The sequence below is a fragment of the Streptomyces sp. CNB091 genome, from assembly GCF_000377965.1.
Genome location: NZ_KB898990.1, coordinates 752,213 through 777,858 on the forward strand (window position 1 = coordinate 752,213; position 25,646 = coordinate 777,858).

The 25,646-nt window shown below is 74.8% G+C and carries 24 protein-coding genes; 15 read left to right on the plus strand and 9 right to left on the minus strand.

Annotated elements, in window-relative coordinates; genetic code table 11:
* Positions 1 to 62: 62 nt before the first annotated feature.
* Genes D581_RS0103185 through D581_RS0103195 form a run of 3 tightly spaced genes read right to left on the minus strand, consistent with a single transcriptional unit; the run spans position 63 to position 4,149 of the window.
* Entirely contained in the window at positions 63 to 2,210 is a 2,148-nt protein-coding gene (locus tag D581_RS0103185) for an iron ABC transporter permease (RefSeq protein ID WP_032752461.1), read from the minus strand.
* A gap of 2 nt (positions 2,211 to 2,212) precedes the next feature.
* Entirely contained in the window at positions 2,213 to 3,187 is a 975-nt protein-coding gene (locus tag D581_RS0103190) for an iron-siderophore ABC transporter substrate-binding protein (RefSeq protein ID WP_018955784.1), read from the minus strand.
* A gap of 8 nt (positions 3,188 to 3,195) precedes the next feature.
* Positions 3,196 to 4,149: an ABC transporter ATP-binding protein gene (locus D581_RS0103195; protein WP_026290147.1), complete on the minus strand. Its 954-nt coding sequence runs from the start codon at positions 4,147 to 4,149 to the stop codon at positions 3,196 to 3,198.
* 415 nt (positions 4,150 to 4,564) lie between these two features.
* Here D581_RS0103195 and D581_RS0103200 point away from each other — a divergent pair, with 415 nt between their 5' ends.
* On the plus strand, positions 4,565 to 5,008 hold the full coding sequence (locus D581_RS0103200; protein WP_018955786.1) for a subtilase-type protease inhibitor: 444 nt from the start codon (positions 4,565 to 4,567) through the stop codon (positions 5,006 to 5,008).
* Between the two features lie 67 nt (positions 5,009 to 5,075).
* Here the strand turns inward: D581_RS0103200 and rpsR are convergent, their stop codons facing one another.
* From rpsR to rpmG, 4 genes are all read right to left on the minus strand, one after another.
* The gene (rpsR, locus tag D581_RS0103205; RefSeq protein WP_018955787.1) at positions 5,076 to 5,324 is read right to left on the minus strand and encodes a 30S ribosomal protein S18; all 249 of its coding nucleotides are present in this window, start codon (positions 5,322 to 5,324) and stop codon (positions 5,076 to 5,078) included.
* A 66-nt stretch (positions 5,325 to 5,390) separates the two neighbouring features.
* Positions 5,391 to 6,545: a CobW family GTP-binding protein gene (locus D581_RS0103210; RefSeq protein ID WP_018955788.1), complete on the minus strand. Its 1,155-nt coding sequence runs from the start codon at positions 6,543 to 6,545 to the stop codon at positions 5,391 to 5,393.
* The gene (locus D581_RS0103215; protein ID WP_018955789.1) at positions 6,542 to 6,796 is read right to left on the minus strand and encodes a type B 50S ribosomal protein L31; all 255 of its coding nucleotides are present in this window, start codon (positions 6,794 to 6,796) and stop codon (positions 6,542 to 6,544) included. The genes D581_RS0103210 and D581_RS0103215 overlap by 4 nt, the downstream gene beginning before the upstream one ends.
* Before the next feature lie 77 nt (positions 6,797 to 6,873).
* Positions 6,874 to 7,038, minus strand: a complete 165-nt coding sequence (rpmG, locus tag D581_RS0103220) for a 50S ribosomal protein L33 (protein ID WP_003964410.1) — start codon at positions 7,036 to 7,038, stop codon at positions 6,874 to 6,876.
* A 71-nt stretch (positions 7,039 to 7,109) separates the two neighbouring features.
* Between rpmG and rpmB the strand changes: the two genes are divergently transcribed.
* The gene (gene rpmB, locus D581_RS0103225; RefSeq protein WP_007449717.1) at positions 7,110 to 7,346 is read left to right on the plus strand and encodes a 50S ribosomal protein L28; all 237 of its coding nucleotides are present in this window, start codon (positions 7,110 to 7,112) and stop codon (positions 7,344 to 7,346) included.
* Positions 7,346 to 7,651, plus strand: a complete 306-nt coding sequence (gene rpsN / locus D581_RS0103230; protein ID WP_018955790.1) for a 30S ribosomal protein S14 — start codon at positions 7,346 to 7,348, stop codon at positions 7,649 to 7,651. Before rpmB ends, rpsN begins: the two co-directional genes overlap by 1 nt.
* 70 nt (positions 7,652 to 7,721) lie before the next feature.
* On the opposite strand, the gene D581_RS0103235 is transcribed toward rpsN, so the two are convergent.
* Positions 7,722 to 8,999 (minus strand): hypothetical protein, encoded by a 1,278-nt coding sequence (locus D581_RS0103235; RefSeq protein ID WP_018955791.1) that lies wholly within the window; start codon positions 8,997 to 8,999, stop codon positions 7,722 to 7,724.
* Between the two features lie 211 nt (positions 9,000 to 9,210).
* Here D581_RS0103235 and D581_RS0103240 point away from each other — a divergent pair, with 211 nt between their 5' ends.
* The 12 genes from D581_RS0103240 to D581_RS0103295 all read left to right on the plus strand — a co-directional run bounded on the left by D581_RS0103240 (position 9,211) and on the right by D581_RS0103295 (position 22,921).
* Complete coding sequence (locus D581_RS0103240; RefSeq protein WP_018955792.1) at positions 9,211 to 10,197, plus strand: ABC transporter substrate-binding protein; 987 nt, start codon at positions 9,211 to 9,213, stop codon at positions 10,195 to 10,197.
* Positions 10,194 to 11,255, plus strand: a complete 1,062-nt coding sequence (locus tag D581_RS0103245; RefSeq protein ID WP_018955793.1) for an iron ABC transporter permease — start codon at positions 10,194 to 10,196, stop codon at positions 11,253 to 11,255. Before D581_RS0103240 ends, D581_RS0103245 begins: the two co-directional genes overlap by 4 nt.
* On the plus strand, positions 11,252 to 12,310 hold the full coding sequence (locus D581_RS0103250; RefSeq protein ID WP_018955794.1) for an iron ABC transporter permease: 1,059 nt from the start codon (positions 11,252 to 11,254) through the stop codon (positions 12,308 to 12,310). Before D581_RS0103245 ends, D581_RS0103250 begins: the two co-directional genes overlap by 4 nt.
* The gene (locus tag D581_RS01000000136775) at positions 12,307 to 12,498 is read left to right on the plus strand and encodes a hypothetical protein (protein ID WP_018955795.1); all 192 of its coding nucleotides are present in this window, start codon (positions 12,307 to 12,309) and stop codon (positions 12,496 to 12,498) included. The genes D581_RS0103250 and D581_RS01000000136775 overlap by 4 nt, the downstream gene beginning before the upstream one ends.
* Positions 12,499 to 12,557: 59 nt before the next feature.
* Positions 12,558 to 13,388 (plus strand): ABC transporter ATP-binding protein, encoded by an 831-nt coding sequence (locus tag D581_RS0103260; protein WP_026290148.1) that lies wholly within the window; start codon positions 12,558 to 12,560, stop codon positions 13,386 to 13,388.
* Positions 13,389 to 13,460: 72 nt separating this feature from the next.
* A complete protein-coding gene (amiA, locus tag D581_RS1000000141865) occupies positions 13,461 to 13,595 on the plus strand; it encodes a streptamidine family RiPP (RefSeq protein WP_018955797.1) in 135 nt (44 codons plus the stop codon).
* 136 nt (positions 13,596 to 13,731) lie between these two features.
* Positions 13,732 to 14,721 carry a hypothetical protein gene (locus D581_RS0103270; RefSeq protein WP_018955798.1) on the plus strand — a complete coding sequence of 330 codons (990 nt, stop codon included), beginning with the start codon at positions 13,732 to 13,734 and terminating at the stop codon, positions 14,719 to 14,721.
* Positions 14,718 to 16,346: a CocE/NonD family hydrolase gene (locus D581_RS0103275; protein ID WP_018955799.1), complete on the plus strand. Its 1,629-nt coding sequence runs from the start codon at positions 14,718 to 14,720 to the stop codon at positions 16,344 to 16,346. The genes D581_RS0103270 and D581_RS0103275 overlap by 4 nt, the downstream gene beginning before the upstream one ends.
* A gap of 2 nt (positions 16,347 to 16,348) precedes the next feature.
* Positions 16,349 to 17,716, plus strand: coding sequence for a YcaO-like family protein (locus D581_RS0103280; RefSeq protein WP_020679164.1), 1,368 nt, complete (start codon positions 16,349 to 16,351; stop codon positions 17,714 to 17,716).
* A 14-nt stretch (positions 17,717 to 17,730) separates the two neighbouring features.
* Positions 17,731 to 19,386 carry a nitroreductase family protein gene (locus D581_RS01000000136780; RefSeq protein WP_051114527.1) on the plus strand — a complete coding sequence of 552 codons (1,656 nt, stop codon included), beginning with the start codon at positions 17,731 to 17,733 and terminating at the stop codon, positions 19,384 to 19,386.
* Positions 19,383 to 21,122, plus strand: coding sequence for an ABC transporter ATP-binding protein/permease (locus tag D581_RS0103290; protein WP_018955801.1), 1,740 nt, complete (start codon positions 19,383 to 19,385; stop codon positions 21,120 to 21,122). The genes D581_RS01000000136780 and D581_RS0103290 overlap by 4 nt, the downstream gene beginning before the upstream one ends.
* The gene (locus tag D581_RS0103295) at positions 21,119 to 22,921 is read left to right on the plus strand and encodes an ABC transporter ATP-binding protein (RefSeq protein WP_018955802.1); all 1,803 of its coding nucleotides are present in this window, start codon (positions 21,119 to 21,121) and stop codon (positions 22,919 to 22,921) included. Before D581_RS0103290 ends, D581_RS0103295 begins: the two co-directional genes overlap by 4 nt.
* A gap of 122 nt (positions 22,922 to 23,043) precedes the next feature.
* Here D581_RS0103295 and D581_RS0103300 read toward each other — a convergent pair whose 3' ends face one another.
* Positions 23,044 to 25,509, minus strand: coding sequence for a SpoIIE family protein phosphatase (locus tag D581_RS0103300; RefSeq protein ID WP_018955803.1), 2,466 nt, complete (start codon positions 25,507 to 25,509; stop codon positions 23,044 to 23,046).
* Positions 25,510 to 25,646 lie beyond the last annotated feature (137 nt).

Here is a 25,646-nt window from a genome sequence, read left to right on the forward strand (position 1 = left end):
GGGAAACGCCAGAGCCGCGCGGTCGTCGACCGCGCGGCTCCGGAACCGGGACAGCTCCGCGCTCACCCCTCGCGCCGCGACCGCCAGAGCAGCCAGATGAAGTACGGGGCGCCGATCACGGCCGTCAGCAGTCCGACCGGGATCTGCGCCGGGGCGATGACCGCCCGGCCGACCAGGTCCGACACGACCACCAGCAGTGCGCCGAGCAGCGCACTCACCGGTATCACCCGCACATGACCGCGGCCCACCAGAGCACGTGCCGCGTGCGGGGCGACGAGGCCGACGAATCCGATCACGCCGACCGCCGCCACGGCTCCCGCCGTCAGCAGGACGGCCAGACTCAGCAGCGCCAGCCGGGTGGCGCCGATCCGCACACCGAGCAGGGCGGGCGTCTCGTCGTCCAGCCCGATCAGGTCCAGCTCGCGGCGCAGCAACGCCAGGACGGGCAGCGCGACGACCAGACCCACCAGCACCGGGACCAGCTCGGGGAGCGTCCGCCCGTACGTCGAACCGCCGAGCCAGGCCAGCGCCTTCGTCTCGTTGTGCGGGTCGGTGAGCACGATCAGCAGACTCACGAACGCGCCCGCACCGGCCTGGACGCCGATGCCGATGAGGACCAGGCGGTTCTGTTCCAGCCCGCGGCGTGCGGCGAGTCCGAACACCAGCGCCGCGGCGGCCGTCGCACCGGCCAGCGCTGAGCCGCCGATCAGCCAGAAGCTCGCCAGCGGCACGACGGTGAGGACGGCGACCGCCCCGACCCCAGCCCCGCTGACGACGCCGAGGACGCCCGGCTCCGCCAGCGGGTTGCGCGACACCGCCTGGACGACGGCGCCCGCGACGGCCAGCGCCGCACCGGCCAGCAGGGCCGCGGCGACCCGGGGGACCCGCGTGTCGAGGACGTAACCGACAAACTGCCCCGCCCGGCCGGTGAGCCAGTTGCCCACATCGCCCAGGAGCAGCGTCGCGTCGCCGAAGAGCGTCGCCGCCACCACCGCGCCGAGCAGCCCCACGACCGTCGCCACCAGCGTGAGGACGAACGCCCGCCGGCTGCGCAGCCGGGCGAACGCCGTCGAGCCGCTGTCCGTGCCCATGTCGCGCGACCGGTAGGCCAGGACGATCAGGACGAGCGCGCCGAAGCAGGTCGTGACGATGCCGGTGGGCACCTCGGCACCCGCCTGGGCGCCGAACACCGCGCGCAGCAGCACATCCGCGCCGAGCACGACCAGCACACCCGCGAGCGCCGACGCGGGGATGAACGCGTGGTGCCGGACCAGGCCCGGGATCCACGTGCTGAGCAGCCGGACCACGGCGGGCGCGCACAGGCCGACGAAGCCGACCGGCCCCGCGACCGCCACGGACACCGCCGCCAGCAGCACCGCGAGGACGACGGCGGTGCTGCGCGTCAGCCGGGGGCTCACGCCCACGACCGCGGCGCCGTCGTCGCCGAGGGCGAGGATGTCCAGTCGCCTGCCGAGCAGCATCAGTCCGGCGAACGCCACGAGCGCGACCGGGGCGAGCCGGTCGATGGACTGCATGCCGATCTGGGCGAGCGAACCATTGCCCCAGGCGAACAGCCCGGTCGTCTGCTGGGAGCGCAGGAGCAGCAGCATCCCGCTCAGCCCGGACAGGGCGAGGGTGAGCGCCGAACCCGCCAGCACCAGCCGGATCGGTCCGGCCCCCGCCCGGGACAGGCCGAGGACGACGCCTGCCGCCAGCAGCCCGCCGAGGAACGCCGTGGCCCCGGCCGGCAGCGCGGGCAGCGTGATGCCGAACGCGGCGACGGCGACCACCGCGAGGTACGCGCCCGCGTTGACGGCGAGCGTGTCGGGGGAGGCCAGCATGTTGCGCGACACCGACTGGAGGGCCGCGCCCGCCGCGCCGAGCGCGCAGCCGACGAGGAGCCCCGCGGCGAGCCGGGGCAGCCGGGAGTCCAGGACGACGGCGGCCGTCTGCTCGTCGGCACTCCGGTCGGAGGCGGCCCCGGTGGCCAACTGCCAGAGCGTGTGCAGATCGACGGCGGCGGTGCCCTGGCCCACGTGCACGATCGCGAGTGCGGCCAGCGCGACGATCCCCGCGACCGCGAGGAGGAACATCCGGCCGCGACGGGCCGACGGGCCGGCCGCCACCGGGGGCTCGGCCCCGGCCGGACCGGCCGCGCCCGCCCCGGTCTTCACGGGGGCGGGCGGGGCGGTTGTGGTGCGTGTGCTCATCGTCAGGCGGTCAGCGCGCCGACGAGGGCGTCGATGTACTCGCGCATCGACGCGGTGCCGCCGAACATCCAGATGCCGTCGGGCAGCCGGTGGACCTCGTCGTCCTTGACGAACGGCAGGGACTGCCACACCGCGTTGTCCTTGAGGCCGTCGGCGAACGGGTCGCCGCCGTCGGAGTCGTTGGCGATGTACGCGAACCGCGCGTCGCCGATCTTCGTGAGGCCCTCGACATCGGTCGCCGCCAGGCCGTAGGCCGCGTCGCCCTTCAGCTTCCACGGGTCGACGAGGCCGAGTTCGGTGTTCACGTCGGAGAGCAGCGAGCCCTTGACGTACGGGCGGACGGAGACCTGGTTGCCCTCCTGCCAGCCGTCGGCGAAGGCGACCTTCTCGCCGCCGAGACCGGCGTCCGCGAGCTTCTTCTTCCCGTCGGCGACCGCCTTGCGGAAGGAGTCGACCTCGGACTCGGCCTTGTCCTCGTTGCCGGTGGCCTTGCCGATGAGTTCGACGGTGTCGACCATCTGGTCGATCTGCCGGCTCGCGTCGGCCGAGCGCACCACGGCGACCGGGGCGGCCTTGGACAGCTGCGCGATGGCGGAGTCGGACAGGTCGGTGGTGGCGATGATCAGGTCGGGCTTGAGGCCGGCGACGGTGGCGACGCTGGGCTCGCCCCGGGTGCCTATGTCCTTGACGCCCTTGGTGAGCGGCGCGGCGGTGTTGTACGCGGTGTAGCCCTTGACGTCGGCCACGCCGACCGGCTGGACGCCGAGGGTCACGAGCGACTCGACGACGTTCCACTCGGTGCCGACCACACGCGTCGCCGGCCCGTCGAGCGTGATCTTCTTGCCGCGGGAGTCCGTGATCGTCACCGCGCTGTCCCCCGCGGACTCCTTCTTCGGCGCCTCGGTGGTGCCGCAGGCCGTGAGGGCGAGCGCGGCCGCGGCGGCGAGGACGGGCCACGTCAGGTGCTGGTTCTTCATGAGGGTGTTCAGGGCCTTTCGGAACGAAGGTGGTGGCGGCCGACCGCACGGGTGCGCGGGATGCCGGTGGAGGAGTCGGGTTCGACGTCGATGCGGATGCCGTACGCGTCGCTGAGCCGCTCGGGGGCGTACACCTCCGTGGGCGTGCCCGCGGCGACGATCCGCCCGGAGGAGAGGAGGACGACCTGGTCGGCCACGGCGGCGGCCTGGTCCAGGTCGTGCAGCACGACCCCTACGGTGACGCCGTGGGTGTCGGCGAGGTCGCGGACCAGGTCGAGGATCTCGACCTGGTAGCGCAGGTCGAGATAGGTGGTCGGCTCGTCGAGGAGGAGGACGTCGGTGTCCTGGGCCAGGCAGCAGGCGAACCAGACGCGCTGCAACTGCCCGCCGGACAGGCTCTCCACCCCGCGGTCGGCGAACTCGGCGAGGTTCGTGACGGCCAGCGCGTGCTCGACCATCCCGGCGCCGTCCGGATCCGTACCCCGGAGCCGGCCCCGGTAGGGGTGTCGGCCGAATCCGACCACGTCGCGCACGCTGAGGCCGGCCGGCGCGTTCCGGCTCTGCGCGAGCAGGGTGACCCGGCGGGCGAAGTCGGAGCGTGACAGGGCGAGGGCGTCGACAGGCGCGGCGTCCTCGGCCCCGGCCGCCACGGTCACACTGCCGGTGCGGGCCTTGTGCAGCCGGGCCACGGCACGCAACAGGGTCGACTTCCCACTGCCGTTCGGCCCGATGAGCGCGGTGACGCGACCGCGCGCCAGCCGGAGGTCGGCCCCGTGCACGACGTCGGTACGGTCGTACGCGATCGTCATGTCGCGGGCGTCGAGTCCGGCATCGGGTTCGGGGGCCACGAAGGCAGTGGCCGGGCCGGGCCCGACGCCGGGGGGCGCGGCGGTGGCACCGGCAGCGGGCGCGGAGCGCCGACGCGGCGGTGGGTCTTCTCGGTCGAGGGCAGGAGCGATCACGGCTGTGAGGTTAGCCTAACCTAAATTGCCCTGGTCAAGCGGGATTCGGAATTGTGTCCTCCGCGTGACCCTCGGGTGGTTCGCCTTCCGGCTGCCGGTCGTCGTCGAGAGAGGCGGTTGACGGTCCCGGAAGGGTCCGGCGGTCCCGGGTGGCGGTACATTCCGGCCGAAGCGGCGATGTGACGCATCGATGGATTCTCGTATACCCGCAGGTCAGGCGATAGTTCTGTGTTGAACCGCCGGAGTTCGTCCATATGCTGGACGGATCGTGCGAGGCGTCTGAGCTGCCCGAATGATCATTCGGTCGGCTCGAACGCCCGTCTCCGACTGGAAGCTGGCCGTCGACGTGCGCTTACTTTCCGCATGCGTAAGACTCCTGACCGCAATCAGGCATACGGCCAAGGAGTCTTCACTCGTGCGACGCAACCCTCACACGATCTTCGCAACCGTCACGGCGGGCACCCTTCTGCTCGGCGGATTCGCGACCGCCACCGCCCAGGCCGCGCCGACGGGGACGGAGAGCTTCTACGCGCCCTCGGCGCTCGTCCTCACCGTGGCCCGCGGCGAGGACCCGCTGACCGCCACCGTCGAGCGGGCAGTGACGCTCACCTGCGCCCCCACCGCTGAGGGGACGCACCCCACTCCCGCTGCGGCCTGCAAGGAACTGGCCGCGGTTCAGGGGAAGTTCTCCGAGCTGACCGCCGGTCCGTCGAACCGGACCTGTACCCGTCAGTGGGACCCGATCGTCGTGACCGCCCACGGCGTCTGGCAGGGCGAGCGGGTCCAGTTCAGTACCGCCTACGGCAATGCCTGCGAGATGGCGGGCAGTATGAACGACAACGCCGTATTCGCCTTCTGATCCACCGGGGCGCGCCGACGTCCGGATGACGGGGTGCGACTCCGCACCGCCCGGCCGTCTCGGCGTGCTACTTGCCCGCCGCGGATCCGGTGTAGGGCAGCAGGGCCATCTCGCGGGCGTTCTTGATGGCCGCGGCCATCTGCCGCTGCTGCCGGGCGCTGATCCGGGTGACCCGGCGGCTGCGGATCTTCCCTCGGTCGGAGATGAACCTCCGCAGCAGGTCGGTGTCCTTGTAGTCGATGTACGTGATCCTGGCGGCGTCCAGGGGGTTCGGCCGGTTCTTGAGCGGTTTGCGGGGGTCCTGCTGACGTGCCATGGGGCTTCCTTCGTGCTCGGTGTGCGGTCGGTGGTCGTTCGGGTCGCGGGGGACGGGGGCGGGGCGTCAGTGCACCGGGTCGAGGAGCGCGTCGAACGCGGCGGGCAGGCTTTTCCAGGTCTCCCGGCCGGAGCCGTACTCCTCGTCCGTGAGCAGGCAGGAGTCCAGCAGGCCGGTCAGGCCGTCGCGGTCGAGGCCGGGGGAGACGAAGACCAGGTGCTGGCAGCAGTCGCCGTGCTCCGGGTGCCAGTCCAGGGCGGCGGCCGCCCGTCGGTAGGGCGGCACCATGGACCAGGCGGCGTCCGGGAGCGAGGCGAGCCAGGGGCCGGTGTTCTCCACGCAGAGCGCGCCGCCCGCGGCATCCCAGGAGAGCAGGGTGTCGGGCCGGTCGGCGAGCCAGAACCGGCCCCGGCTGCGGGCCGCCGCGCAGCTCAGGTCCTCCAGCGCGTCGAGCAGGCGCTCGGGGTGGAAGGGGCGGTGCCGCCGCCAGACGAGCGTGCCCACCCCGGCCTCGTCGGCCTCCTGCGGAAGCAGCGCACAGGCCGGGTGCTGGCCCGCGTCCGCCGCCTCCACATCGAATCCCGCGAAGGCGAGCCGGGCCAACTCGGCCGACCCGGAGGCGGCCTGGCGGGCCGTCGGGTTCAGCTGCCGGATCAGGGCGCGGTCCTCGTCGTCGGCCGCCGGGCTCGGCACCACGGCCAGTACGGGTGCGTACTCCACCTGCCGGGCCCAGGTGTCGCCGATGGTCCGCCGGTCGGCCGGAGCCGCCGCGAGACCGGCCTCGGCCAGATCGTCGCCGTTGGAGAGGCAGGGCAGGACCAGAGTGGGGTCGACCGCCGCGAACACGTTGGTGACCTCGGCGGCGGTGGTGTGCGCGGCGATCACCTCGGCCATGGACTTCGGCTCGACGGAGTCCCAGAGCTCCAGGACGGCGAGGCGGGTCCGTCCGTCCCCCGCGAGGCGTTCGAGTTCGGGGACGAGGTCCTCGCGCAGCGCGCAGCAGGCGCACGCGTTCACCAGCGGGGTCTCGCCGGCATCCAGCTCACCGCCGGAATCCCGCAGGGAGCGACGTACGGTCCCGCCGGTGGCCGTGGACAGGTCGTGGTGCAGCGCGACGCTGTACGGGATGTCCCGCAGCAGCCCTTCCACCACTTCGCGGCGGGCCTCGGAGTGCAGGCCGCAGACGATGACGACGGGCAGTTTCGTGCGGTGGTCGCTCACCGGGCCTCACCGCGCCCGTAGCGGCGTTCGAAGCGCTCGACGCGTCCGGCGGTGTCCAGCACGCGGGCGGTGCCGGTGTAGAAGGGGTGGCTCGCGGAGGAGATCTCCACGTCGACCACCGGGTAGGTGTTGCCGTCCTCCCAGGTGACGGTGCGGTCGCTGGTCATGGTCGAGCGGGTCAGGAACGCGAAGTCGGCGGCCTTGTCGCGGAAGACGACGAGGCCGTACGAGGGGTGGATTCCGGGCTTCATGACGGTGTCCTAGGGGTCGGGTCCGGGGCGTGTGCGGGGGAGCGGCGGAGCGGCGGAGCGGCGGAGCCTTTCCCTCCTCAGCGCTCCTCGCGGAAGTCGACATGGCGTCGGGCGACCGGGTCGTACTTGCGCAGCACCATCCGGTCGGGGTCGTTCCGCCGGTTCTTGCGGGTGACGTAGGTGTAGCCGGTCCCCGCGGTGGAGCGGAGCTTGATGACCGGGCGTACTTCGTTGCGAGCCATGGGCGCTACTATATGGCAATGGTTTCCATTTTCAATAATGGAGGCGTCGAAGGAGAGGCAGGTAACTTTTCATGTCCGCCCACTGCCAACTGACCGGCTCCAAGCCGGGATTCGGCAACAACATCTCCCACTCGCACCGCCGGACGTCCCGACGGTTCGACCCGAACATCCAGCGCAAGCGGTACTGGCTGCCGGGCGAGGGCCGCTATGTGCGCCTCACGCTGAGCGCTCGGGCCATCAAGACCGTCGACAGCATCGGCGTCGAGGCCGCGGTCGCGCGCATCCGTGCGCGGGGCGGGAAGGTCTGATGGCGAAGAAGAGCAAGATCGCGCGGAACGACCGGCGCCGGGAGACCGTCGACCGCTACGCCGCCCGCAGGGCCGAGCTGAAGGAGTTCATCCGCCGGCCCGGTACGCCGGAGCTCGAACGGAGCGCTGCCGTCGAGGAGTTGCGGCGGCAGCCGCGCGACGCCAGTGCCACGCGGGTGCGCAACCGTGACAGCGTCGACGGCAGGCCCAGGGGGTATCTGCGCAGGTTCGGGCTCTCCCGTGTCCGGATGCGTGAGCAGGCCCACGCGGGGTTCCTGCCGGGGGTGACCAAGTCCTCCTGGTGACGATCGTCTGAGCGGCGGGCGCGGGTGGGGGTCCGGCGGTAGCGCCGAACCCCCGCCCGCGCTGCGTCCCTCAGCGGCCGACCGGATCGGCCTCCGCCCCGTCCCCGGGGGTGAACAGGGCGAGGTGGCCGCCGTCGTCCAGGGGGGTCGGGACGGTCAGGGTCGTGAGCGGTGCCGCCCGGTCCGCGTCGAAGACGTGGACCTCGCCATGGCCTCCCCGGCTGACCGCGACCAGGCCTCCGCCGGGTGAGGCGGCGACGGCCCGCCGCTGCACGCCGTCCCAGGGGGTCCCGCCGGGCCGTGGCGCACCGGACATGGCGGGCAGGGGCAGGCGCGCGGCGACCTCCGGGCGGGCTCCGGCGACCGGGGGCGCGGTGAGCAGGACGAGTTCGTCGCCGTCCGGGTGGACACGGGTGTACGCGATGTGGCGGGCGGTCACCGCGAGCCGGAAGACCAGCCCGGGACCCAGGTCCAGCCGGCCCGTGACGCCGCTGTCGAGGTGGTGCCACCAGGCGTCGTTGGACCACTCCGGCCACTGCCCGGGGTCGCCCGGTCCGCCGCGCACGCAGGACCAGAGCATCCGCCGCACGGGGTCGAGCCGCAGGTAGTAGCCGCGCCCGCCGGAGCGTCCGTCGGCGGACCAGGGCAGGGGGGCCTCGCCGACGAGGCCGTCCCCCTCCCGCCGGGCGCGATGCACCCCCGACCCCGCGGCGGCGAACACCCGGCCGGTGAGCGGGTCGTGCGCGTCGCCGTGCCCGTCGTCGTCCGGCAGGGCGATCCGCCGGACCGGGATCGCCGGAGGGCATGCGGGGGCCGAACGCATCAGGTCGCGGTGCCGGTGGACCAGTAGCTCGCCCGGCTCCCGGTGGCGCAGTACCACGAGCGAGGCCGGCCCGCCGAGGACGGTGACCCCCGGTTCGCCCGTCCGCCCGCGTACACGTACGGCGACGGCGCCGTCCGGTGCGTCGAGGTCGACGGCCGTCAGAAGCCCCGTCCAGGCCTCCTCGTTGCGGCCGAGGCCGGTGGTCACCGCGAGGTGCCGCCCTCCCGGGTCGGCCGCGAGGTGCTCGGCGGGGACCGCGACCGGTATGCGCCGCCGGACCAGCGGCCGGCCGGCGCCGGGGCCGTAGGGGTCGAGGATCAGCAGCTCGCCCGCCCGGTCGTCCACACAGGCGGTGAGGCCGTCCGGCAGCGCGAGGAACCCCGCGTGCTCGGCGAGGTGCCGGTGGTTCAGCTCGGCGCGCTCCGTGCCGTCCGGGAGGTCCAACAGGCTGATCCGGCCGGCGACATGGTCGGAGACCAGCAGGCGCGGCGGTGCGTGGGGCGAGGGGTGCGGGGACTGCGGCATGGCGAACTCCTGCGGTCGGCGGGGTCGTGGGGGCGGCGGGGGCCGGTGTGTTCCGGCGAGGACCGGATGAGGACCGGATGAGGACCCCGGCACTTTATTGGAAATGATAATCATGTGTAAGGTTTCCGCTTGTGGCGGGGATCGCTCCCGGGGCTCCGCCGCCTTCTCTGCCGCATCCCCGGGACCGCACAGGAACGTTGAGGGACCGTCGATGCCACGAACCGCGCTGAGAGTCCGCCGCTGGGCCGCGATCGCCGTACTGGGAGGCCTGCTGGCCGGCTGCGGAACCGGGGAGGCCGACACCGGGGGGCCGGCCGTCGCTCCGGAGAACGGGGCCGGCGCCCGCACGACCACGGAGGTGCGGCCCATCGAGGCGGCCACCCGGATCACCGACGCCAAGGGCGTCACGGTCTCCCTGCCGAAGCCGCCGGAGAAGATCGTCTGCCTGGTCGCCCTCTGCGACGACATCCTCGTCGAGCTGGGCATGACCCCCGCCGCCACCAACTCCCAGGTGCTGGCGCACCCGAAGTTCCTGGGCGAGAAGAAGGCCGCTGAGATACCGGTGGTGCCCGGCGGCTTCCTCAGCCCCGAGGTCGAGGCGATCCTGTCCCACCGGCCCGACCTGGTGATCGGCCTGGAGGACACGCACGGCAAGCTTGCGCCCGCGCTGAAGGGCGCCACGACGTTCTGGCCGGTCCAGCCCGGGTCCTGGCAGGACAGCGTCGGCTACCTGCGGGACCTGGCCGCGCTCACCGGCCGCACCGAGCAGGGCGAGAAGGCGGAGAAGGCCTTCCGCACCCGCCTGGCGCAGGCGGAGAAGAGGAAGAGCGACAAGACCGCGCTGATCGTCTACGGCAGCGACGAGAACTTCGGCGTGGCCACCCCGGAGACCGACGTGGCGGCCGGGCTGTTCCCGAAGATCTCCCACTACCCCTGGAAGAGCCGGGGCGTCGACGGCAGTTACAGCCTGGAGGAGATCCTGGCGCGGGACGTCGACGTCCTGTTCGTGGAAACGCTGTCGTTCGGCGCCCCGGACGGCAAGCTCTCCGACAAGCTGGCGAAGAACCCTCTCTGGTCACGCATCCCCGCCGTGCGGAACGGCAAGGTCATCGAGGTCGACTCCGAGGTGTGGGCCAAGGGGCGCGGCACCCGCTCGCTGGGCGTCGTCCTCGACGAGGCGACGGCCGCACTGCGGTGAGGCGTCCGCCCGTTGCGCCGCTCTGCCTGGGCGCGGCGGCCCTGGCGGGCGCGGTCTGCGCGCTGAGCCTCGGCACGCCGTACGTCCCGCCCGCCAGGCTCCCGGTCACGCTGGGTGCCGACGGGCTCGCGGGGCTCGTCGTCACCGAACTCCGGCTGCCCCGCATGGTGCTGGCCCTGATCGCCGGGGCCTGCCTGGGCGCGGCCGGCCTGGTTCTCCAGGAGGCCCTGCGCAATCCGCTGGCCGTCCCCGAGATGCTGGGCGTCTCCTCCGGGGCCGCCCTGGGCGTCGCCGCACCGCTGGTCCTGGCCCTGGCCGTCCCCCTCGGACTGCAACCGTTCCTCGCCCTGGCCGGGGCGGCGCTCGGCGGTCTGCTCACCCTGGTCGCCGCCGGATTCGGGCGGAGCCCCTCGGCCGTCCTGCTGACCGGAGCCGCCGTCGCCGCCGCGCTCCAGGCGGCACTGCTGGTGCTCATGGTGATGGCCGACCAGCTCGACCTCCAGCTCATCTACCGCTATCTGCTGGGCAGTCTGTCCGCCCGCACCTGGGACGACGTCACCGGTCTGCTGCCCTGGCTCGCCGTGGCCGTCCCGGCGCTGGTGCTGTGCGTGCCGGTGCTCGGTGTGCTGCGCCTCGGCGACGACGACGCCCGTGCGCTGGGCGTACGCGTCGAACGCGCGCGGGTCGCCGCGCTGGGCATCGCCGTCGTCCTCATCGCCCCCGTCGTCGCGGTCTGCGGACCAGTGGCCTGGGTCGGCTTCCTCGCCCCCCACCTCGCCCGCCGGCTCCGCCCGGACGGCGGCGCGGCCGGGTGGCTCGTCAGGTCCGCCGTGTGCGGCGCGATCGTCGTGCTCTGTGCCGATCAGCCGGCCCGGCTGGCGCTCGCCCCGGTCGAGACGCCCGTCGGCGCGTGGACCGCCCTGGTCGGGGTGCCGGTCGGGGTCGTGCTGCTGAAGCGGGGGAGCCGGCCCGCCCGGGACCGGGGGCCCGTGCTCCCGTCCCTGCCGGGGGCTCTGCCGGACCTGCCCACTCCCGTCCTGCGGAAGGCGGAACGATGACGCTCATCGACACCGTGCCCGGACCGTCCCGTCGGGTCCTGCGCGCACCGGGCGTCCGGATGGGCGGCCTGGCGTTGCTCGTCGCCGCGGTGGCCTGCGCCGATCTGCTCGCCGGCCGGGGCGTCACCCCCGAGGGCGTCCGGGCCGTGCTGCTCGGCGGCGGTGACGACCCCACCGCCGAGCACATCGTGCTCCGACTGCGGTTGCCCCGGCTGCTGGTGGCCCTGGTCGCCGGGGCGTGCCTCGGGGTGGCCGGGCTCGTACTCCAGTCGGCCCTGCGCAACCCGCTGGCCGGGCCCGAGGTCACCGGCGTCACCCCCGGTGCGGTGCTCGGCGCTGTCACCGCGACCGGCCTCGGCCTCGCGGGCTGGGAATCCCCCACGGCCGTGGTCGTGGCGGCCTGCCTCGGCGGCTTCGCCGGGGCGGGGCTGCTGTGGCTGCTCGCCGGGCGGGACCGGGGCGACCCGGAACAGACAGCCGTCTACGGGGTCCTCGTGTCGGCGGTGCTGGCCGGGCTCACCGCGGTCGTTCTCCTGGTCGCCCCCGGCGAACTCGGCAGCGTCGTCCAGTGGTTGATCGGTTCCACCGAGGGCCGGGTGTGGCAGCACTGGAATCTGCTCTGGCCGTGGGCCGCCTTCTGGGGCGCGGCGGCCTGGCTGCTCGCCGGGCCGCTGACCTTGTTGCGCTGCGGCGACGAACAGGCCTCTGCCGCGGGCCTGGCCACCGGCTGGGGCCGGGGAGCGGCGCTCGTGTGCGCCGTCGCGCTGACGGCCGGCGCCGTGTCGGCCGTGGGGGCGCTCGGCTTCGTGGGGCTGCTGGTGCCCCATGTGGCGCTGGCCGTCTTCGGGGCCGATCTGCGCATCACCCTTCCGGGTGCCGCGCTGCTCGGTGCGGCGGTGGTGTGCGGGGCGGACGCCGCCGCCCAACTGCTGTCCCGGCTGCTGGCCACCGCGCTCGAAACGGACCGGCTGACCCTTCCGGTCGGCGCCCTGACCACCTTCGTGGGGGCCGGGCTGCTGATGGTCGTGGCGCGACGACGGGCGGACGAGCGATGACGGAGAGCCGTACGCGGACGGGGCGCGTCGGTGGCGGTATCGGCGCGGACATCGGCGTCGGCGTCGACATCGGTGTCGACACCGGCATCGGCATCGACACCGGCATCGGCATCGGCATCGGCATCGATACCGGCGTCAACGGAAGTGGAGGACAGCGGATGAGGAGGGTGACATGCCGGAAGGCCTGACCGGACAAGTGGAGCCGAGCCCGGTGGAGGCGGCCGGGCCGGAAGCGGAACCGGGCGTGATGCCCGGCCCCGAGGTCGTCCGGGCGGAGGGGCTGACCTTCGGCTACCCAGGACGCATGGTCCTGCGCGGGGTGGACCTGAGCATCCGCACCGGCGAACTGGTCGCGCTGATCGGGCTGAACGGCTGCGGCAAGAGCACCTTCCTCAAGCTCGCCGCCGGACTGCTCATCCCGAGCGGCGGGCGCGTCCTGCTCGAAGGCGATGACGTGGCGCGGCTGCCCCGCCGCACCGCCGCCCGGCGCGTCGCCCTGCTCCATCAGTCGGCGCCCGCCGTACCGGGACTGACCGTGCGCCAACTCGTGCGTCAGGGACGCTACGCCGCCCGGGGCCCGCTCGGGATGCTGCGGGAGGGGGACGACGAGGTGACGTCGCGGGCGCTCGCGGACGTCGGCGTCACCGCCTGGGCCGACCGGCCGGTGGACGTGCTGTCCGGAGGCGAACGCCAGCGGGTCCGGCTGGCCATGGCGCTGGCCCAGGACGCCCGCGTGCTCTTCCTGGACGAGCCGACCACCTATCTCGATCTGCGGCACCAGCTGGAGGTGCTCCAGGCGGTCGTACGGCTGCGCGCGGAGCGCCGGCTGACGGTGGTGATGGTGCTGCACGACCTCAACCACGCCGCGCGGTTCGCCGATCGGATCGTCGCGCTGCGCGAGGGCCGCGTCGCCGCCGACGGTCCTCCGGCCGAGGTGGTCACCCGGGGTCTGCTGGCCGAAGTCCTCGGCGTGGAGGGCCGGGTGGGGGTCGACAGCGAGGGCGGGTGGCCCGTCTGTTACCCAGATCACCCTCTCGATCCGCTCCAGCTATTGCGGAATGAAAATCATATTCATTAGTGTCTGTGCTGCGGCACGCACCGACGCCGCGACCGAAACACCATCCGATCCTTCCGAACGGAGATTCAACTCATGGAGAACAACAAGGTGTTCAGCCCGATCGCCGACCAGGGTCAGCTCGCGCACCTCTCCGCCACCCACTCGAACGCTCTCGTCGAGAACCCCTTCGACGACACCGTCGAGGCCGACACCGCGACCGAGAAGTAAGCGACGCCTGCCGCTGACGGCAGGTTCCCCGCGCGGCGCGGGGGCGGGCCCGCCCGGTGACATCCCGGGCGGGCCCGCCCCGTTCAGCCCCGAACGTCCCGTCCCCGCTCACCGCATTTCCGCTTCGGAGGATTCCGTGACCCGCAGTCGACTCGCTCCCGGCACCGGGATCGTCACCGTCCCCGGTGCGGCCCCCGTGCTCCGGACCTCCGGAGGGGAGTTCCTGCGCATCGACACCGGCGGTGTCGCCGGCGAAGCCCTGGTGCGCAGGCTGGCGGGGGAGGAGGCGCCGGGCGAGGACGAGCCGGGCGGGAGCGGGCACGCCGCCGAACTCGCCCGGCTCGTCGAGGCGTTCGAGGCGGGCGGGCACGCGGTTTCCGCCCCGCCCCGGGCCCGGCTCGCCGGCCGCACCGTTCATGTCCTCGGCGACCCCGTGCTCGCCGAGCCGCTGGCACGCTGCGCCGGAGCGGAAGGCGCCGAGATCCACCGGATCACTCCGGACCGCGTGGCGGAGCTCGCCCGGGCGGCCCCGGACCACCGCGCCGAAGGGCGCGTCGCCGTCGTGTGGTGCCTCGACTCGCCCGTGTCCGAAGGGCTCTGGGACGCGGCGGACCTGCTGCCCGGGAGGCGCGTCGCCTGGCTGCGCTGCCACCGAGAGGGCGCCCACAGCTGGACCGAACCCCTCGCCGCGGCCCCGGGAGACGTCACCTCCCGTCACGTCAGGCTCCGCAGACTCGCGGCCACCCCCGCCCATCGCGAACTCGCCGCGTACTGGGCCGGGCACCGGACCCCCGACACCGGACCGCACCCCACCGAAGCCTCCGCCGCCCTGATCGCCGCGCTCCTCACCGCCGATCTGCTCGCCTGGGCCGAAGCCGAAGCCGAAGGGGTCGCAGCCGGGGCGCGGGCCGATACCGAAGCCGAAACCGGGGCCCGGGCCGATGCAACTACGAGCCGGGCGGCCCTTCTCCCGGTGCGCCGTCGGCTGCGCCGGATCGACCTGCGCGATCTCACCTTCTCCGAGCACCCCGTGCTCCCCGTCCCGGACATCGCGCCCCTGCCCGCTCCGGCGCCGACGCGCGCCGGAGCCGGGGTTGGACCCGGGGCAGCCAAGGCGCGCCCATGAACACCCGCACCGTGTACGTCCCCACGCCGGACGGCACCGCGCTCGCCACCGACGTATGCCTCCCGGACGGCAACCGCCCCGCTCCCGCCGTCCTGATCAGAACCCCCTACGGGCGCGACGCCCACCGCGCCGAGCTGCGCGGCTGGGCGGCGCACGGATTCGCCGCCCTCGCCCAGGACGTTCGCGGCCGCCACGGCTCACCGGGGGAGTGGCACCCCTACCGGGGCCACGAGACGGTGGACGGCGCGGCCACCGTCGCCTGGACGCGCGCACAGGAGTGGAGCAACGGGGAAGTCGTCGCCGTCGGCGCCTCCTACGCCGCGTACTGCGCCCTCGTCACCGCACTCGCCGCCCGCGACACCGCCCTTGACGCCGCCGGTGGCGCAGCCTGCGATGCCGGACCCGGCGCCGGCCCCGACGGCCTCCAGCGCGACGGAGTCCCCGACGCGGTCATCGCCGCTGTCCCCGCGCTCGGACTCGCCGAGACGGCGCGGGAGCCCGGGGGGCCTGAACGGCTGTGGGCCCGGGCCGGCTGGTGGGCGGCCCACGGTGACCGTCGCGACTCCGACCCGGACGCGCTGGCCCGCGCCCTGGCGGGCGACCCCCGGCTGCTCGAACACCTCCCGGTCGCCCGCCTCGCGGAGCGGCTGGCCGAGGGCCTGGGGCGCGAACTGCCGTCCTGGCCCGGCCTCTGGGCCGGCCGAGGGCGAGGCCGACTCGTCGCGCTGGGCCCCACCGCGCGTCTTCCGCTGCTCGCCGTCGGCGGCACCCGTGACCCTTTCGCCGACGACACCGTGGCCCTGTGGCGCGGCTGGGGCGGACCGTCCCGCCTGCTGCTCGGGCCCTGGGGTCACCGTCTCACCGCCGACCCTGCCGTGCCGGTCCGCGCCCGCGTCAACCTCGGCGCGCTGTACGTACGGTGGGCCCGCGCGGCGCTCGCCGGGCGGCTGGAGCCGACGCGGCACGGTGTCATCGCCCTCGGCGACAGCGGTCGCTGGCACAGCGCCCCCGGAGCGGCGATCACTCCGGACGCGACCCCGCCGGACCGGCCGGAGGCGGAGTGCCGCTGGCCCTTCGGCTCGCCCACCGGTCTGCGGCTGCTCCACGGAGCCGAGTTCAGCGCCGACCCGGACCGCCCCGTGCGCTCCGACGACCTCGCCGTCCCGGCCGGCAGCGACCGTGCCGACCGCTGCCTGCTCCTCTCGCCACCGCTGCCCCGCCCACTCGACCTGGCGGGAGCCGCCGTCGCCCGGATCAACGTCACGGCCGACACGCCCAGTGCCGACTGGGCCGTACGCCTGACCGCCCTCGACCCGACCGGCCGCGCGGATCCGCTCGCTTTCGGCATCGTCCGGCGCACCGGCCCGCCCGGCGAGGCCGCGAACATCACCGTGCCGCTCGGCACGCTGGGCCGCCGGCTGCCCGCCGGGACCCGGTTGCGCGCGGAGATCGCCGGACACCACTTCCCCGCCCACGCCCGTAACCCGCACACCGGGGAGGACCCGGTCACCGCCACCCGGCTCGCCCCGTCCCGCCGCACCGTGAACCCCCGGGGGAGCGCCCTCCACCTGCCCGTCGTCGCCCGACGCCGCTACGTCGAGCCCGCACCGGAGATATGCCGTTGACCATGACCAGCGCCCTGCCCATCGAAGCCCTCGTCGATCCCGTCAGCGGGATCATCCGCGATGTCGCACCCGTCGAGCACCCCACCGGTGCGCCGCCCCGCTACACCGCGATGACCGCCGACGTCGCCGACGCCCGCCGCCTCGGCGCGTGGCCCGCCGACCGCGTCTCGCTCGGCACCACGTTCGGCGACCCCCGGGGCGCCTGGATCGCCGCGGTGGCCGAGGCCGTCGAGCGCTACTGCGGCAACCGCCTCCCACCGCCCGGCCACCCCCAGGAGCCCCGCCGGGCCACCGCCGCCGAACTGACCGCCGAGGGCCACCGTGTCTACGGGCCCGGCGCCCTGCCGGCGTACGCCCCCTGGCAGTACGGCCGCCCGGGATTCCCGTACGCCGAACTCACTCTCGACACACCGGCGTTGTGGACCCGGGCCACCGAGAACGGACGGTCCTGCTGGGCGCCCGTCGCGCTGACCCACCTCAACTGGCGGCAGGGCGAACTGCGTTCGCTGCCCCGCACCCACCACCTCAACTACGCGGGCATCGCCACCGGGCAGGGCCTCGACGACGCCGTCGAGCGCGGGCTCCTCGAAGTCGTCGAGCGCGATGCCCTGGAGCTGTGGTGGCACCTGGACGGGCCCACCCGGGGCGTCGACCCGGCGAGCGTCCCCGGGCTCACCGAGGACCTGGCCGGCTGCGAGCTGGACGTGCACATCGTGGAGATGCCCTCCGAGTTCGCCCCCTGTATGGCGGCCCTCGTGCACGATCCCGGACGCGGCATATACGCGGCCGGGTTCGCCTGCCGTTACGACCCGGCGGAGGCGGCCCGCAAGGCCGTCCTGGAGGCCGTGCACACCTGGGTGTTCACCCAGGGCGCGGTGGGCGCCGACGGCTGGGTGTACCGGGCTGTCGAAGCCGGGATGCTCGCCCGTGGCCTCTACCTCGGCCACCGTGCCGACCGGCGCTATCTCGACGACTGCGGGGCCGAGTTCGCCGCCGTGCGGGACCTCGGGGCCCATGTCCAGGTCTGGCTGGACGACCGGATGTCCCCGCTCGCCCGCCGCTTCACCGAACCCGCCCTCGGCACGGTCCCGGTCACCGCGATCGCTCCAGGCGGCCGCACCGCGCTCGACGCGGCGCTCGCCGCCGGGGGGCACCGGGTGATCACCGCCGACCTCACGACGGAGGACGTCGCCGAGACGGCACTGCGCGTCGCCCGCGTCCTGGTCTCCGGACTGATCCCCAACGCCCCTGCCGCCTTCGGCTACTTCGGCTGCCCGCGTCTCGCGGACGCGGCGCTCGCCCGGGGCTGGCGAACCCGACCGCCCACCGTCCCGGGGGACTTCACCCTCGCCCCGCCCCCGCACATGTGAAGGAGCGCGCCGTCATGCCCGACACCCCGGCCCGGACCGCTGCCCCCGACTCCGGGACGCGCGCCGCGTCCGGCCTGCTGCGCCGGGCCCTCGCGGACGTCCGTTCCTCGCGTGCGCCGGGCCTCGTCCCGTACGTCCCCGAGCGCCCGTTCCCCTGGCCCGGGACCGGGCTGCCGTTGGCCGGGGACGAGGTCCGGACCGGGGCGGTTTCCGGGGCCGGGGGCCGGGCCGCGCTCGACCTCGACCGTGTCCTGCGGCTCTCGCTGGCCGCGCCCGCCGGCACCCCGGGCCGGCTGCGGCCCGTCCCCTCGGCGGGAGCCCTGCACCCGGTGCGCGCGCACCTGTTGGCCGGGCCCGGGTGTTCGCTGCCGCCCGGGCGCTACGCCTACGACCCGCGCGCCCACCGCGCGCACCCACGCGGCCCGGCCCCCGAAGGCATGCCTCCGGGCGTCCTCGTCGTCCTCACCGTGGTCGCGTCCCGCACCGTCGCGCACTACGGCCACCGGGCCTGGCCCCTCCTGCTGCTGGACACCGGCCACGCCGCCGCGGCCCTGGCGCTGGCCGCGCCCCCGGCCGCCGATGTCCTGGTCTGCCTCGACGCGGACACCGCCCTCCTCTCCGCCGCCGCCGGGCTGCCTTCCGCTCCGGACCGGCCGGACGCCGGGCCCGTCACCGAACCGGAACTGCCGCTCACGGTAGTCGGGTTGGCGCCCGGGGGCGTGATCGCCGACGCCCCCGGGGCACTGATCGCCTGGGCCGGCCCGCCGCGTACCGGAACCCCGACGCCGCGACCCGGCGCGGAGCCCACCCCGCCCCGTGAACTCGCGGCGACACTCCATCTGTTGCGCCACATCGCGGCATCCCCCGAGCTGCCCGGCGGCACCTGGCACCCGGCCGTCCGTCCGGGACCGGTGACCGACAAGGCCCTGGAGGCGCGCCGGAGCGCCCCGCCCGACGACCTGAACCACCCGCCCGGCGAGGAGCAGCTCACCCGGCTCCTGACCACAGCCGGGACAGCGTGGCCGGACGGGCCCGCCTGGACCGCGGCGCTCGGCGGTGGCGCCCCGGCCCTGTACGCGAAGGCTCCCGGCAGCAGCGGACTCGACCTCCGCGCCTCCGGGGACGCGCGTCCCACCCTCGCCCACTGGGCCGCGGACCAGCGGTGGATCGGCGGCGCGGGCGCGGTGCTCCTCGCCCACGGCTGCCCCGCTGACGCCCCGCCGGCCGCTGTGCGCACCGCTCACCTCGCCGCCGGGTACGCGGCAGGAGCCGTCCAGGCCCACGCCACCGCGCTCGGCCTGCTCTCCCGGCCCATCGGCTCCTGGCAGCGGGCGGACCTGGGCGCGGCGCTCGGCGAGGCCCCCGGACGCGACTGGATCGTGCACGGCCTCGCTGTGGGAGCGCCCCCACCGCCGGGCCCCGTCGACCCGAGCTTCGTCCGACGCCCAACGACAGCCGAAACGCCACCCGCCCCGACGCCGCCCGCCCCCACATCACTTGCTCCCACGGCCCCCGACGCAGCGAGCCCGGCGTCGCCCGCCCCAACATCACTTGCCCCCAGGGCCCCCGACGGGGCGAGTCCGGCACCCGCCGCCCCGACGGCACCCGACCCAGCGTCCCCGACAAGCGCCGCCCCGGCGGCTCCGCCCGGCGAGGAAGAACGCCCATGATGCTCCACCCCGAACTCCTGCGCGCCGCGAACACCGCGCGCCGCCCGCTCGCCCTCGCCACCGCACTGCTCGCCGCGGTCGCCGCCACCCACCTCGCCCAGGCGGTCCTGCTCGCCCTCGTGCTCGCCCGGATCGCCCGGGGGGAGACCGCCGCTCTCGCCCCCCTGCTCACCGCCGTCATCGCCGTCGTCCTGGTCCGCGCCGGACTCGGCCGCGCCCAGCGCCTGACCGCCGTCACAGCGGGAGCCGCCGTACGGGTCGGGCTGCGCGACACCCTGCTGGAGCGGCTCGGCGCACTCGGCCCCACCGCGATCACCGGCGTGCGCGCCGGAGCCGTGCGCGCCACGCTGGTGGACGGCGTCGAGGGCGTTGACGCGTACGTCTCGCGCTATCTGCCCCAAGCGCTCATCACCTGCGCCGTTCCACCGCTGCTGCTCGTCGCCGTCGCCCTCGTCGAGCCGTACGCGGCCCTCGCCCTCGGCCCCGCCCTGCTGCTCGCCCTGTTCGGGCCGCGCTGGTGGGACCGGCTGCTCGCGCGACGCGGCAAGGAGCACTGGGACTCCTACGAAGCCCTCGCAGCCGACTACCTGGAGGCGCTCCAGGGGATGCCGACCCTGCGCGCCACCGGTGCGGTGGGCCGCGTACGGGAACGGCTGGAGCGGCGGTCGGCCGCCCTGCACCGGACCACCGTCGCCAAACTCCGGGTCTCGCTCGTCGACACCGGCCTCACCGACCTGGCCGTCCAGGGAGGCACGGCCGCCGCCGTCCTCGTGGCGTGCTCGTCGGCGGCCACCGGCCGTACCGCCGCCACCGGCACCTACCTCCTTCTCCTCCTCGCCTCCGAATGCTTCCGCCCCGTCCGCGACCTCTCCCGCGAGTGGCACGCGGGCTACCTCGGAGTGTCCGCGGCCGACGGCATCGCCGCCCTGCGCACCGCCGAGGCCGCCGTGCCCGACCGGGGCACCCTGGCCGCCGCCTGGCAGAGCCCACCCGAAATCCGTTTCGAGGACGTGCGCTTCACCCACCCGGGGAGCAAGCTGCCCGCCCTCGACGGCGTCACCTTCACCGCCGCCCCCGGGCGCACCACAGCCGTCGTCGGACCGTCCGGGGCTGGAAAGTCGACCCTGCTGAGCCTGCTGCTGCGGCAACGGGACCCGGACAGCGGCAGCCTCACCGTCGCCGGTACGGCCACCGCCGCGTACACCCTCGCCTCACTGCGCCGGGGCATCGCCGTCGTCTCGCAGGACACCTACCTCTTCCACGCCACGATCGCGGAGAACCTGCGCATCGCCCGCCCGGCCGCCACCGACGAACACCTGCGCGCCGCCGCCCGTACCGCCGGGATCGACCAGGAGATCGCCCGGCTGCCGGACGGTTACGCCACCCTCGTCGGTGAACGCGGCGCCACGCTCTCCGGTGGGCAGCGCCAACGGCTCGCCCTCGCGCGGGCGTTGCTGGCCGACGCCCCCGTCCTGATCCTGGACGAGGCCACCAGCGCGGTCGACGAGCGCGGCCAGGCCCGCATCGTGCGGGAACTGTCGGCCGCCGGCCGGGGCCGTACCTGCGTCGTCGTCGCCCACCGGCTGGACGCCGTACGCCACGCCGACCACATCGTCGTGCTCGACGCGGGCCGTGTCGCCGCGACGGGCGACCACACCACCCTGCTCGCGGGCGGCGGCGTGTACGCCTCGCTCGTCGCGGCCGGGCGTACCGCACAGGAGGAGCGCGCCGCATGACCCCGACCTCGGCCCCGACCGGCCCCGCCCGTTCCCCTGGCGCCGCCGCCACCGACGACGTCGCGACCGGCGCCCTGCGCTCGCTCCTCCCGGCCCTCGGCGCACACCGCGCCACCGTCCTGCGCACCTGCCTGGCCGCCCTCGTCGACCAGGCGGCCCTGGTCGCCCTCGTGACCCTCGCCGCGTACACGGTGGGCACGGCCGTGACGGAGCACCGCCCACCCACCCCGGGGACCGTCGCCGTCCTGATCGGGCTGGTCCTGCTCCGGGCGCTGGCCACCTGGCGGGAGATGGACCTCTCGCACGACCTCGCCTACCGGGTCCTCGCCGAACTGCGCGTCCGGGTCTTCGACGGGCTGGCCCGCAGCGCCCCCGCCCGGATCGCGGGCCGGCGCAGCGGCGACCTCGCGGCCACCGCGCTCGGGGACGTCGAGGCACTGGAGTTCTTCTACGCCCACGCCATCGCCCAACTCCTCGCATCCGGCGTGGTCTTCGCAGTGTCGGCGGCCGTGCTGGCGGCCCTTGGCCCCTGGCTGCTGCTCGCCGTCGTGCCCGCCGCGCTCCTCCTGATCTGGTCGCCGCTGTTCGAGGCGCGCGGACGGGCCGAACGCGGGGCGCGGACCCGGAGCGCGCTCGCCGAGGTCTCGTCCGAGACCGTGGAGAGCGTCGACGGACTGCGCGAACTCCTGATGACGGGGGCGCTGAACCGCAGGCGGTCCCGGCTCCGGTCCGCCGGACGCCGGCTCGCCCGCGCCCAGCGCGCCGAACAGTCCTGGGAGACCGGTGCGGGCGCCACCCGCGACCTGCTGGTCGTCGCCGCCGTCATCGGGGTCGTCGCGGCCGCCGCCCACGCCGCGTCCGCCGGACGCCTGGACGGGGCGTGGGCCCCGGCAGCCATGGCACTCGCCCTGGGAGCCCTGGCCCCGGTCGCCGAGTCGGCGGCCGCACTCGGCCGGGCCGGGGGTCTGCGCGCCGCCGCCGCCCGGGTCCGGGCCGCCGTGCACGCCCCGGCCGGAGCCCCCGCTCCCACCGCCCCCCGCCCCGTACCGCCGGGACCGCTCGGCCTGCGGCTGCGCGGAGTCCGGTTCGGCTACGGGGGAGAGGCCGTGCTGGACGGCATCGACCTGACCGTCCGGCCGGGCGAGACCGTGGCCCTCGTCGGAGCGTCCGGGGCGGGCAAGTCGACCTGCGCCCACCTCCTGGCGCGGTACTGGGACCCCGAGGCCGGCGCCGTGGAGCTGGTGCCCCTCACTCCGGCCGACCCCGTGGACCTGCGGGACCTCAGCGAGGAGGACCTGCGCGTCGCCGTGTCCGTGGTGGGGCAGGAGGCCCCGCTCTTCCACGGGACCCTCGCCGAGAACCTCCGCCTGGGCGTTCCGGACGCCACGGCGGACGAACTGGGCGCGGTGACCCGGATCTGCGGCATCGACCCCGTCGCCGACGCCCTGCCCGACGGTCTGCGCACCGCCGTCGGCGAGCGCGGCGCGACCCTGTCCGGCGGCCAGCGCGCCCGGGTGGCCCTGGCCCGGGGGCTGCTGAGCGGCCCGCGCGTACTCGTCCTGGACGAGACGACGGCCCACCTGGACCACCGGGGCGACGCGGAACTGTCCCGGGCGCTCGCGGCCGACTCCGCCACCCGGACGACCCTGGTGATCGCGCACCGCCCTGCGACGGTCCGCAGGGCCGACCGGATCGCGGTCCTGGACGGCGGGCGCATCGTCGAGGAGGGCACCTGGGACGAGCTGATCCGGGCGGGCGGCCCGCTGACCCGCCTCTTCGCCAGCGAGGAAAGTCCTTGAGGAGAGCCCTTGAGGAGAGTCCGCAGGGGGCGCCCCCGAAGCAGTCTCGGGGCGCCCCCGAAGCAGTCTCGGGGCGCCCCCGAAGCAGGCTGGGGGCATCCCGCGGATCGGATCGGACCGGATCAGGGAAGGGGCTGCTCCGCCCAGATGATCTTCCCCTGAGGGGTGTAGCGCGTGCCCCACCGATGGGCGAGCTGAGCGACCAGAAACAGCCCACGCCCGCCCTCGTCCGTCGTCCTGGCGTGCCGCAGCCGCGGCGAGGTGTTGCTGGCGTCGGACACCTCGCAGGTCAGCGCCGACTGGAACAGCAGCCGCAGCCGCACAGGACCCGCGGCGTACCGGATCGCGTTGGTCACCAGCTCGCTGACGATCAGTTCCGTCGTCATCGACAGCTCCGCGAGCCCCCACGTCTCCAGCTGGCGGGAGACCTTGGCCCGGGTCTCGCCGACCGCCGCGGGATCCACGGGCACGTCCCACGAAACCAGGTGCTCGGGGCTCAGGCGGTGGGTCCGGGCGAGGAGCAGCGCGATGTCGTCCGGCTGCGGGACGGGCAGCAGCTCCTCGACCACCGCCGGACACAGGTCCTCCAGCGGCATCCCGCCCCGGGACACCGCCCGGCCAAGACGGTTCATTCCGCGCTCCAGGTCCCTGTCGGCCCCCTCGATGAGCCCGTCGGTGTAGAGGCCGAGGAGGCTTCCTTCCGGCAGCTCGATCTCCAGGGACTCGAAGGGCAGCCCGCCGAGTCCCAGGGGCGGCCCTGCGGGCAGGTCCGGGAAGCTGACCGCGTTGTCCGGCGTGACGATCACCGGTGGCGGGTGACCGGCCCGGGCCATCGTGCAGGAGCCGTTCGCCGGATCGTAGACGGCGTACAGGCAGGTGGCCCCCACCACCGTCGTCCCACCCCGCTCCTCCGGTCCCCCCGCGCGCTCCTCCTCGCTGAGCCGCAGGACGAGATCGTCCAGGCGTGCCAGCAGCTCGTCAGGGGGAAGGTCCATGTCGGCCAGCGTCTGTACGGCGGTGCGCAGGCGGCCCATGGTCGCGGCGGCCCCGATGCCGTGCCCGACGACATCGCCGATGACCAGGCCGACCCGGGCCCCGGACAGCGGGATCACATCGAACCAGTCGCCGCCGACCCCGTCCTTCGCGTCCGCCGGAAGGTAGGAAGACGCCACGTCCAGCGCCGTCCCGCCGCGCAGCGTGTGCGGCAGCAGGCTCCGCTGGAGCAGCAGCGCCGCGGTGTGCTCCCGGGTATAGCGGCGGGCGTTGTCCACGGACACGGCCGCACGCGCCACCAGCTCCCGGGCGGGCGCCACATCGTCCTCGTCGAAAGGCACCGGATTCCGCGACCGCATGAACGTGGTCAGCCCCAGCACGGTGTCGCGCGCCCGCATCGGTACGGAGATCAGCGAGTGCAGCCCGAACTCCCGGAGCCGGGCGGCCCGCGCGGGCTGCTCCACCGTCCACCCGTGGCTGTCCGGGTCGAGCACCGGGAGCAGGACCGGGTCGCCGTCCAGGAGGAAGTGCGCGTCGTGCGGCGGAGGCACGAAGTCGACCGCCTCCCCGACCCGTACGACCGCCTCCGGGCAGCCCTCCCGCACCGAGCTCAGGCCCGCCCGGCGCATGGCCGGCCGCTCGCCCTCGGCCGGCGCCGTCGCCCCCGGCCGGTCGCCGCCGAACGAGGTCTCCAAGAGGTCCACGAAAACGAAGTCCGCGAACCGGGGCACCGCGAAGTCGGCGAGCTCCTGTGCCGTGCGCTGTACGTCCAGGGTGCTGCCGATACTCGCTCCGGCCTCGTTCACCAGCGCGAGCAGCCGGCGGGCGTTCCACCGGTCGGTGACGTCGAGGACCATGCAGCCGATGCCGATCCACCGGCCCCCGGCGTCGGCCAGCGGGAAGAACGAGCTCGCGAACGCCCGCCGGCGGCGCGGATCGGGCCGGCTCCAGCCCAGGTACTCGTAGTCCGTGATCGCCTCGCCGGTCGACAGGGCCTGCCGCATCAACCGCTCGATGGGTGTCGCCAGTTCCCCGGGCAGCACCTCGCTCGGCCGACGTCCCAGACGCTGTTCCCGGGGCACGCCGTCGACCCGTACCAGGGTGTCGTTCAGCCAGAGGTAGCGCAGGTCGGGGTCGAGCACCGCCATGCCGACCGGCGACCGGGCCAGGAAGCCGTCGACCACGGACCCGCGCATCGTCCAGTGCGGGGTGAGTTCCCGCCCGGACACCAGGAAGCCCTCCCGCCCGGCGATCAGGAACGAGGCGGTGGCCCGTACGTCGATGTCCAGCGACCGGCCGTCCCGGGCCCGCAGGGGGACCAGTCCGCTCCACCCCGAACCGGCCCGGCAGCGGGCGGCCACCGCGGCCGTCCGCCGGGCGTCCGGAGGGCTCGTGAGGATCCGGGAGGCGGACCGGCCGACCACCTCGGCCGCCGGATACCCGAGCAGCGCCTCGGCCCCGCGGGTCCAGCCGATGACCGTGCCGTCTCCGGCGATCACCGCCGCCGCGCCGTCGGTCGTCCGCGCCGGTCCGAGCCCGTCCCCGGAGGGCAGCGGGCCGGGCTCCGCCGGGGAGCCCTCGTCGGCGGATGCCATTGCACCTCACCACCCTCTGTAGGTTTCCATGGTCGCTCGTCGCCCCGGACCGCGCCCGGTGCGGAGTCCGGGCGCGGGGGCTGTCCCTCGTTCGGCGGCGTGACGGAGCGGGCCGTGTCCGCGTTGGTGGAGATGAC

Bases quoted from the DNA above. Each gene is read 5' to 3' on its own strand.
- D581_RS0103185 (WP_032752461.1), bottom strand. From the start codon at position 2,210: ATGAGCACACGCACCACAACCGCCCCGCCCGCCCCCGTGAAGACCGGG.
- D581_RS0103190 (WP_018955784.1), bottom strand. From the start codon at position 3,187: ATGAAGAACCAGCACCTGACGTGGCCCGTCCTCGCCGCCGCGGCCGCG.
- rpsR (WP_018955787.1), bottom strand. From the start codon at position 5,324: ATGGCACGTCAGCAGGACCCCCGCAAACCGCTCAAGAACCGGCCGAAC.
- D581_RS0103215 (WP_018955789.1), bottom strand. From the start codon at position 6,796: ATGAAGCCCGGAATCCACCCCTCGTACGGCCTCGTCGTCTTCCGCGAC.
- rpmG (WP_003964410.1), bottom strand. From the start codon at position 7,038: ATGGCTCGCAACGAAGTACGCCCGGTCATCAAGCTCCGCTCCACCGCG.
- rpmB (WP_007449717.1), top strand. From the start codon at position 7,110: ATGTCCGCCCACTGCCAACTGACCGGCTCCAAGCCGGGATTCGGCAAC.
- rpsN (WP_018955790.1), top strand. From the start codon at position 7,346: ATGGCGAAGAAGAGCAAGATCGCGCGGAACGACCGGCGCCGGGAGACC.
- D581_RS0103235 (WP_018955791.1), bottom strand. From the start codon at position 8,999: ATGCCGCAGTCCCCGCACCCCTCGCCCCACGCACCGCCGCGCCTGCTG.
- D581_RS0103240 (WP_018955792.1), top strand. From the start codon at position 9,211: ATGCCACGAACCGCGCTGAGAGTCCGCCGCTGGGCCGCGATCGCCGTA.
- D581_RS0103250 (WP_018955794.1), top strand. From the start codon at position 11,252: ATGACGCTCATCGACACCGTGCCCGGACCGTCCCGTCGGGTCCTGCGC.
- D581_RS01000000136775 (WP_018955795.1), top strand. From the start codon at position 12,307: ATGACGGAGAGCCGTACGCGGACGGGGCGCGTCGGTGGCGGTATCGGC.
- D581_RS0103260 (WP_026290148.1), top strand. From the start codon at position 12,558: ATGCCCGGCCCCGAGGTCGTCCGGGCGGAGGGGCTGACCTTCGGCTAC.
- amiA (WP_018955797.1), top strand. From the start codon at position 13,461: ATGGAGAACAACAAGGTGTTCAGCCCGATCGCCGACCAGGGTCAGCTC.
- D581_RS0103275 (WP_018955799.1), top strand. From the start codon at position 14,718: ATGAACACCCGCACCGTGTACGTCCCCACGCCGGACGGCACCGCGCTC.
- D581_RS0103280 (WP_020679164.1), top strand. From the start codon at position 16,349: ATGACCAGCGCCCTGCCCATCGAAGCCCTCGTCGATCCCGTCAGCGGG.
- D581_RS01000000136780 (WP_051114527.1), top strand. From the start codon at position 17,731: ATGCCCGACACCCCGGCCCGGACCGCTGCCCCCGACTCCGGGACGCGC.
- D581_RS0103290 (WP_018955801.1), top strand. From the start codon at position 19,383: ATGATGCTCCACCCCGAACTCCTGCGCGCCGCGAACACCGCGCGCCGC.
- D581_RS0103295 (WP_018955802.1), top strand. From the start codon at position 21,119: ATGACCCCGACCTCGGCCCCGACCGGCCCCGCCCGTTCCCCTGGCGCC.
- D581_RS0103300 (WP_018955803.1), bottom strand. From the start codon at position 25,509: ATGGCATCCGCCGACGAGGGCTCCCCGGCGGAGCCCGGCCCGCTGCCC.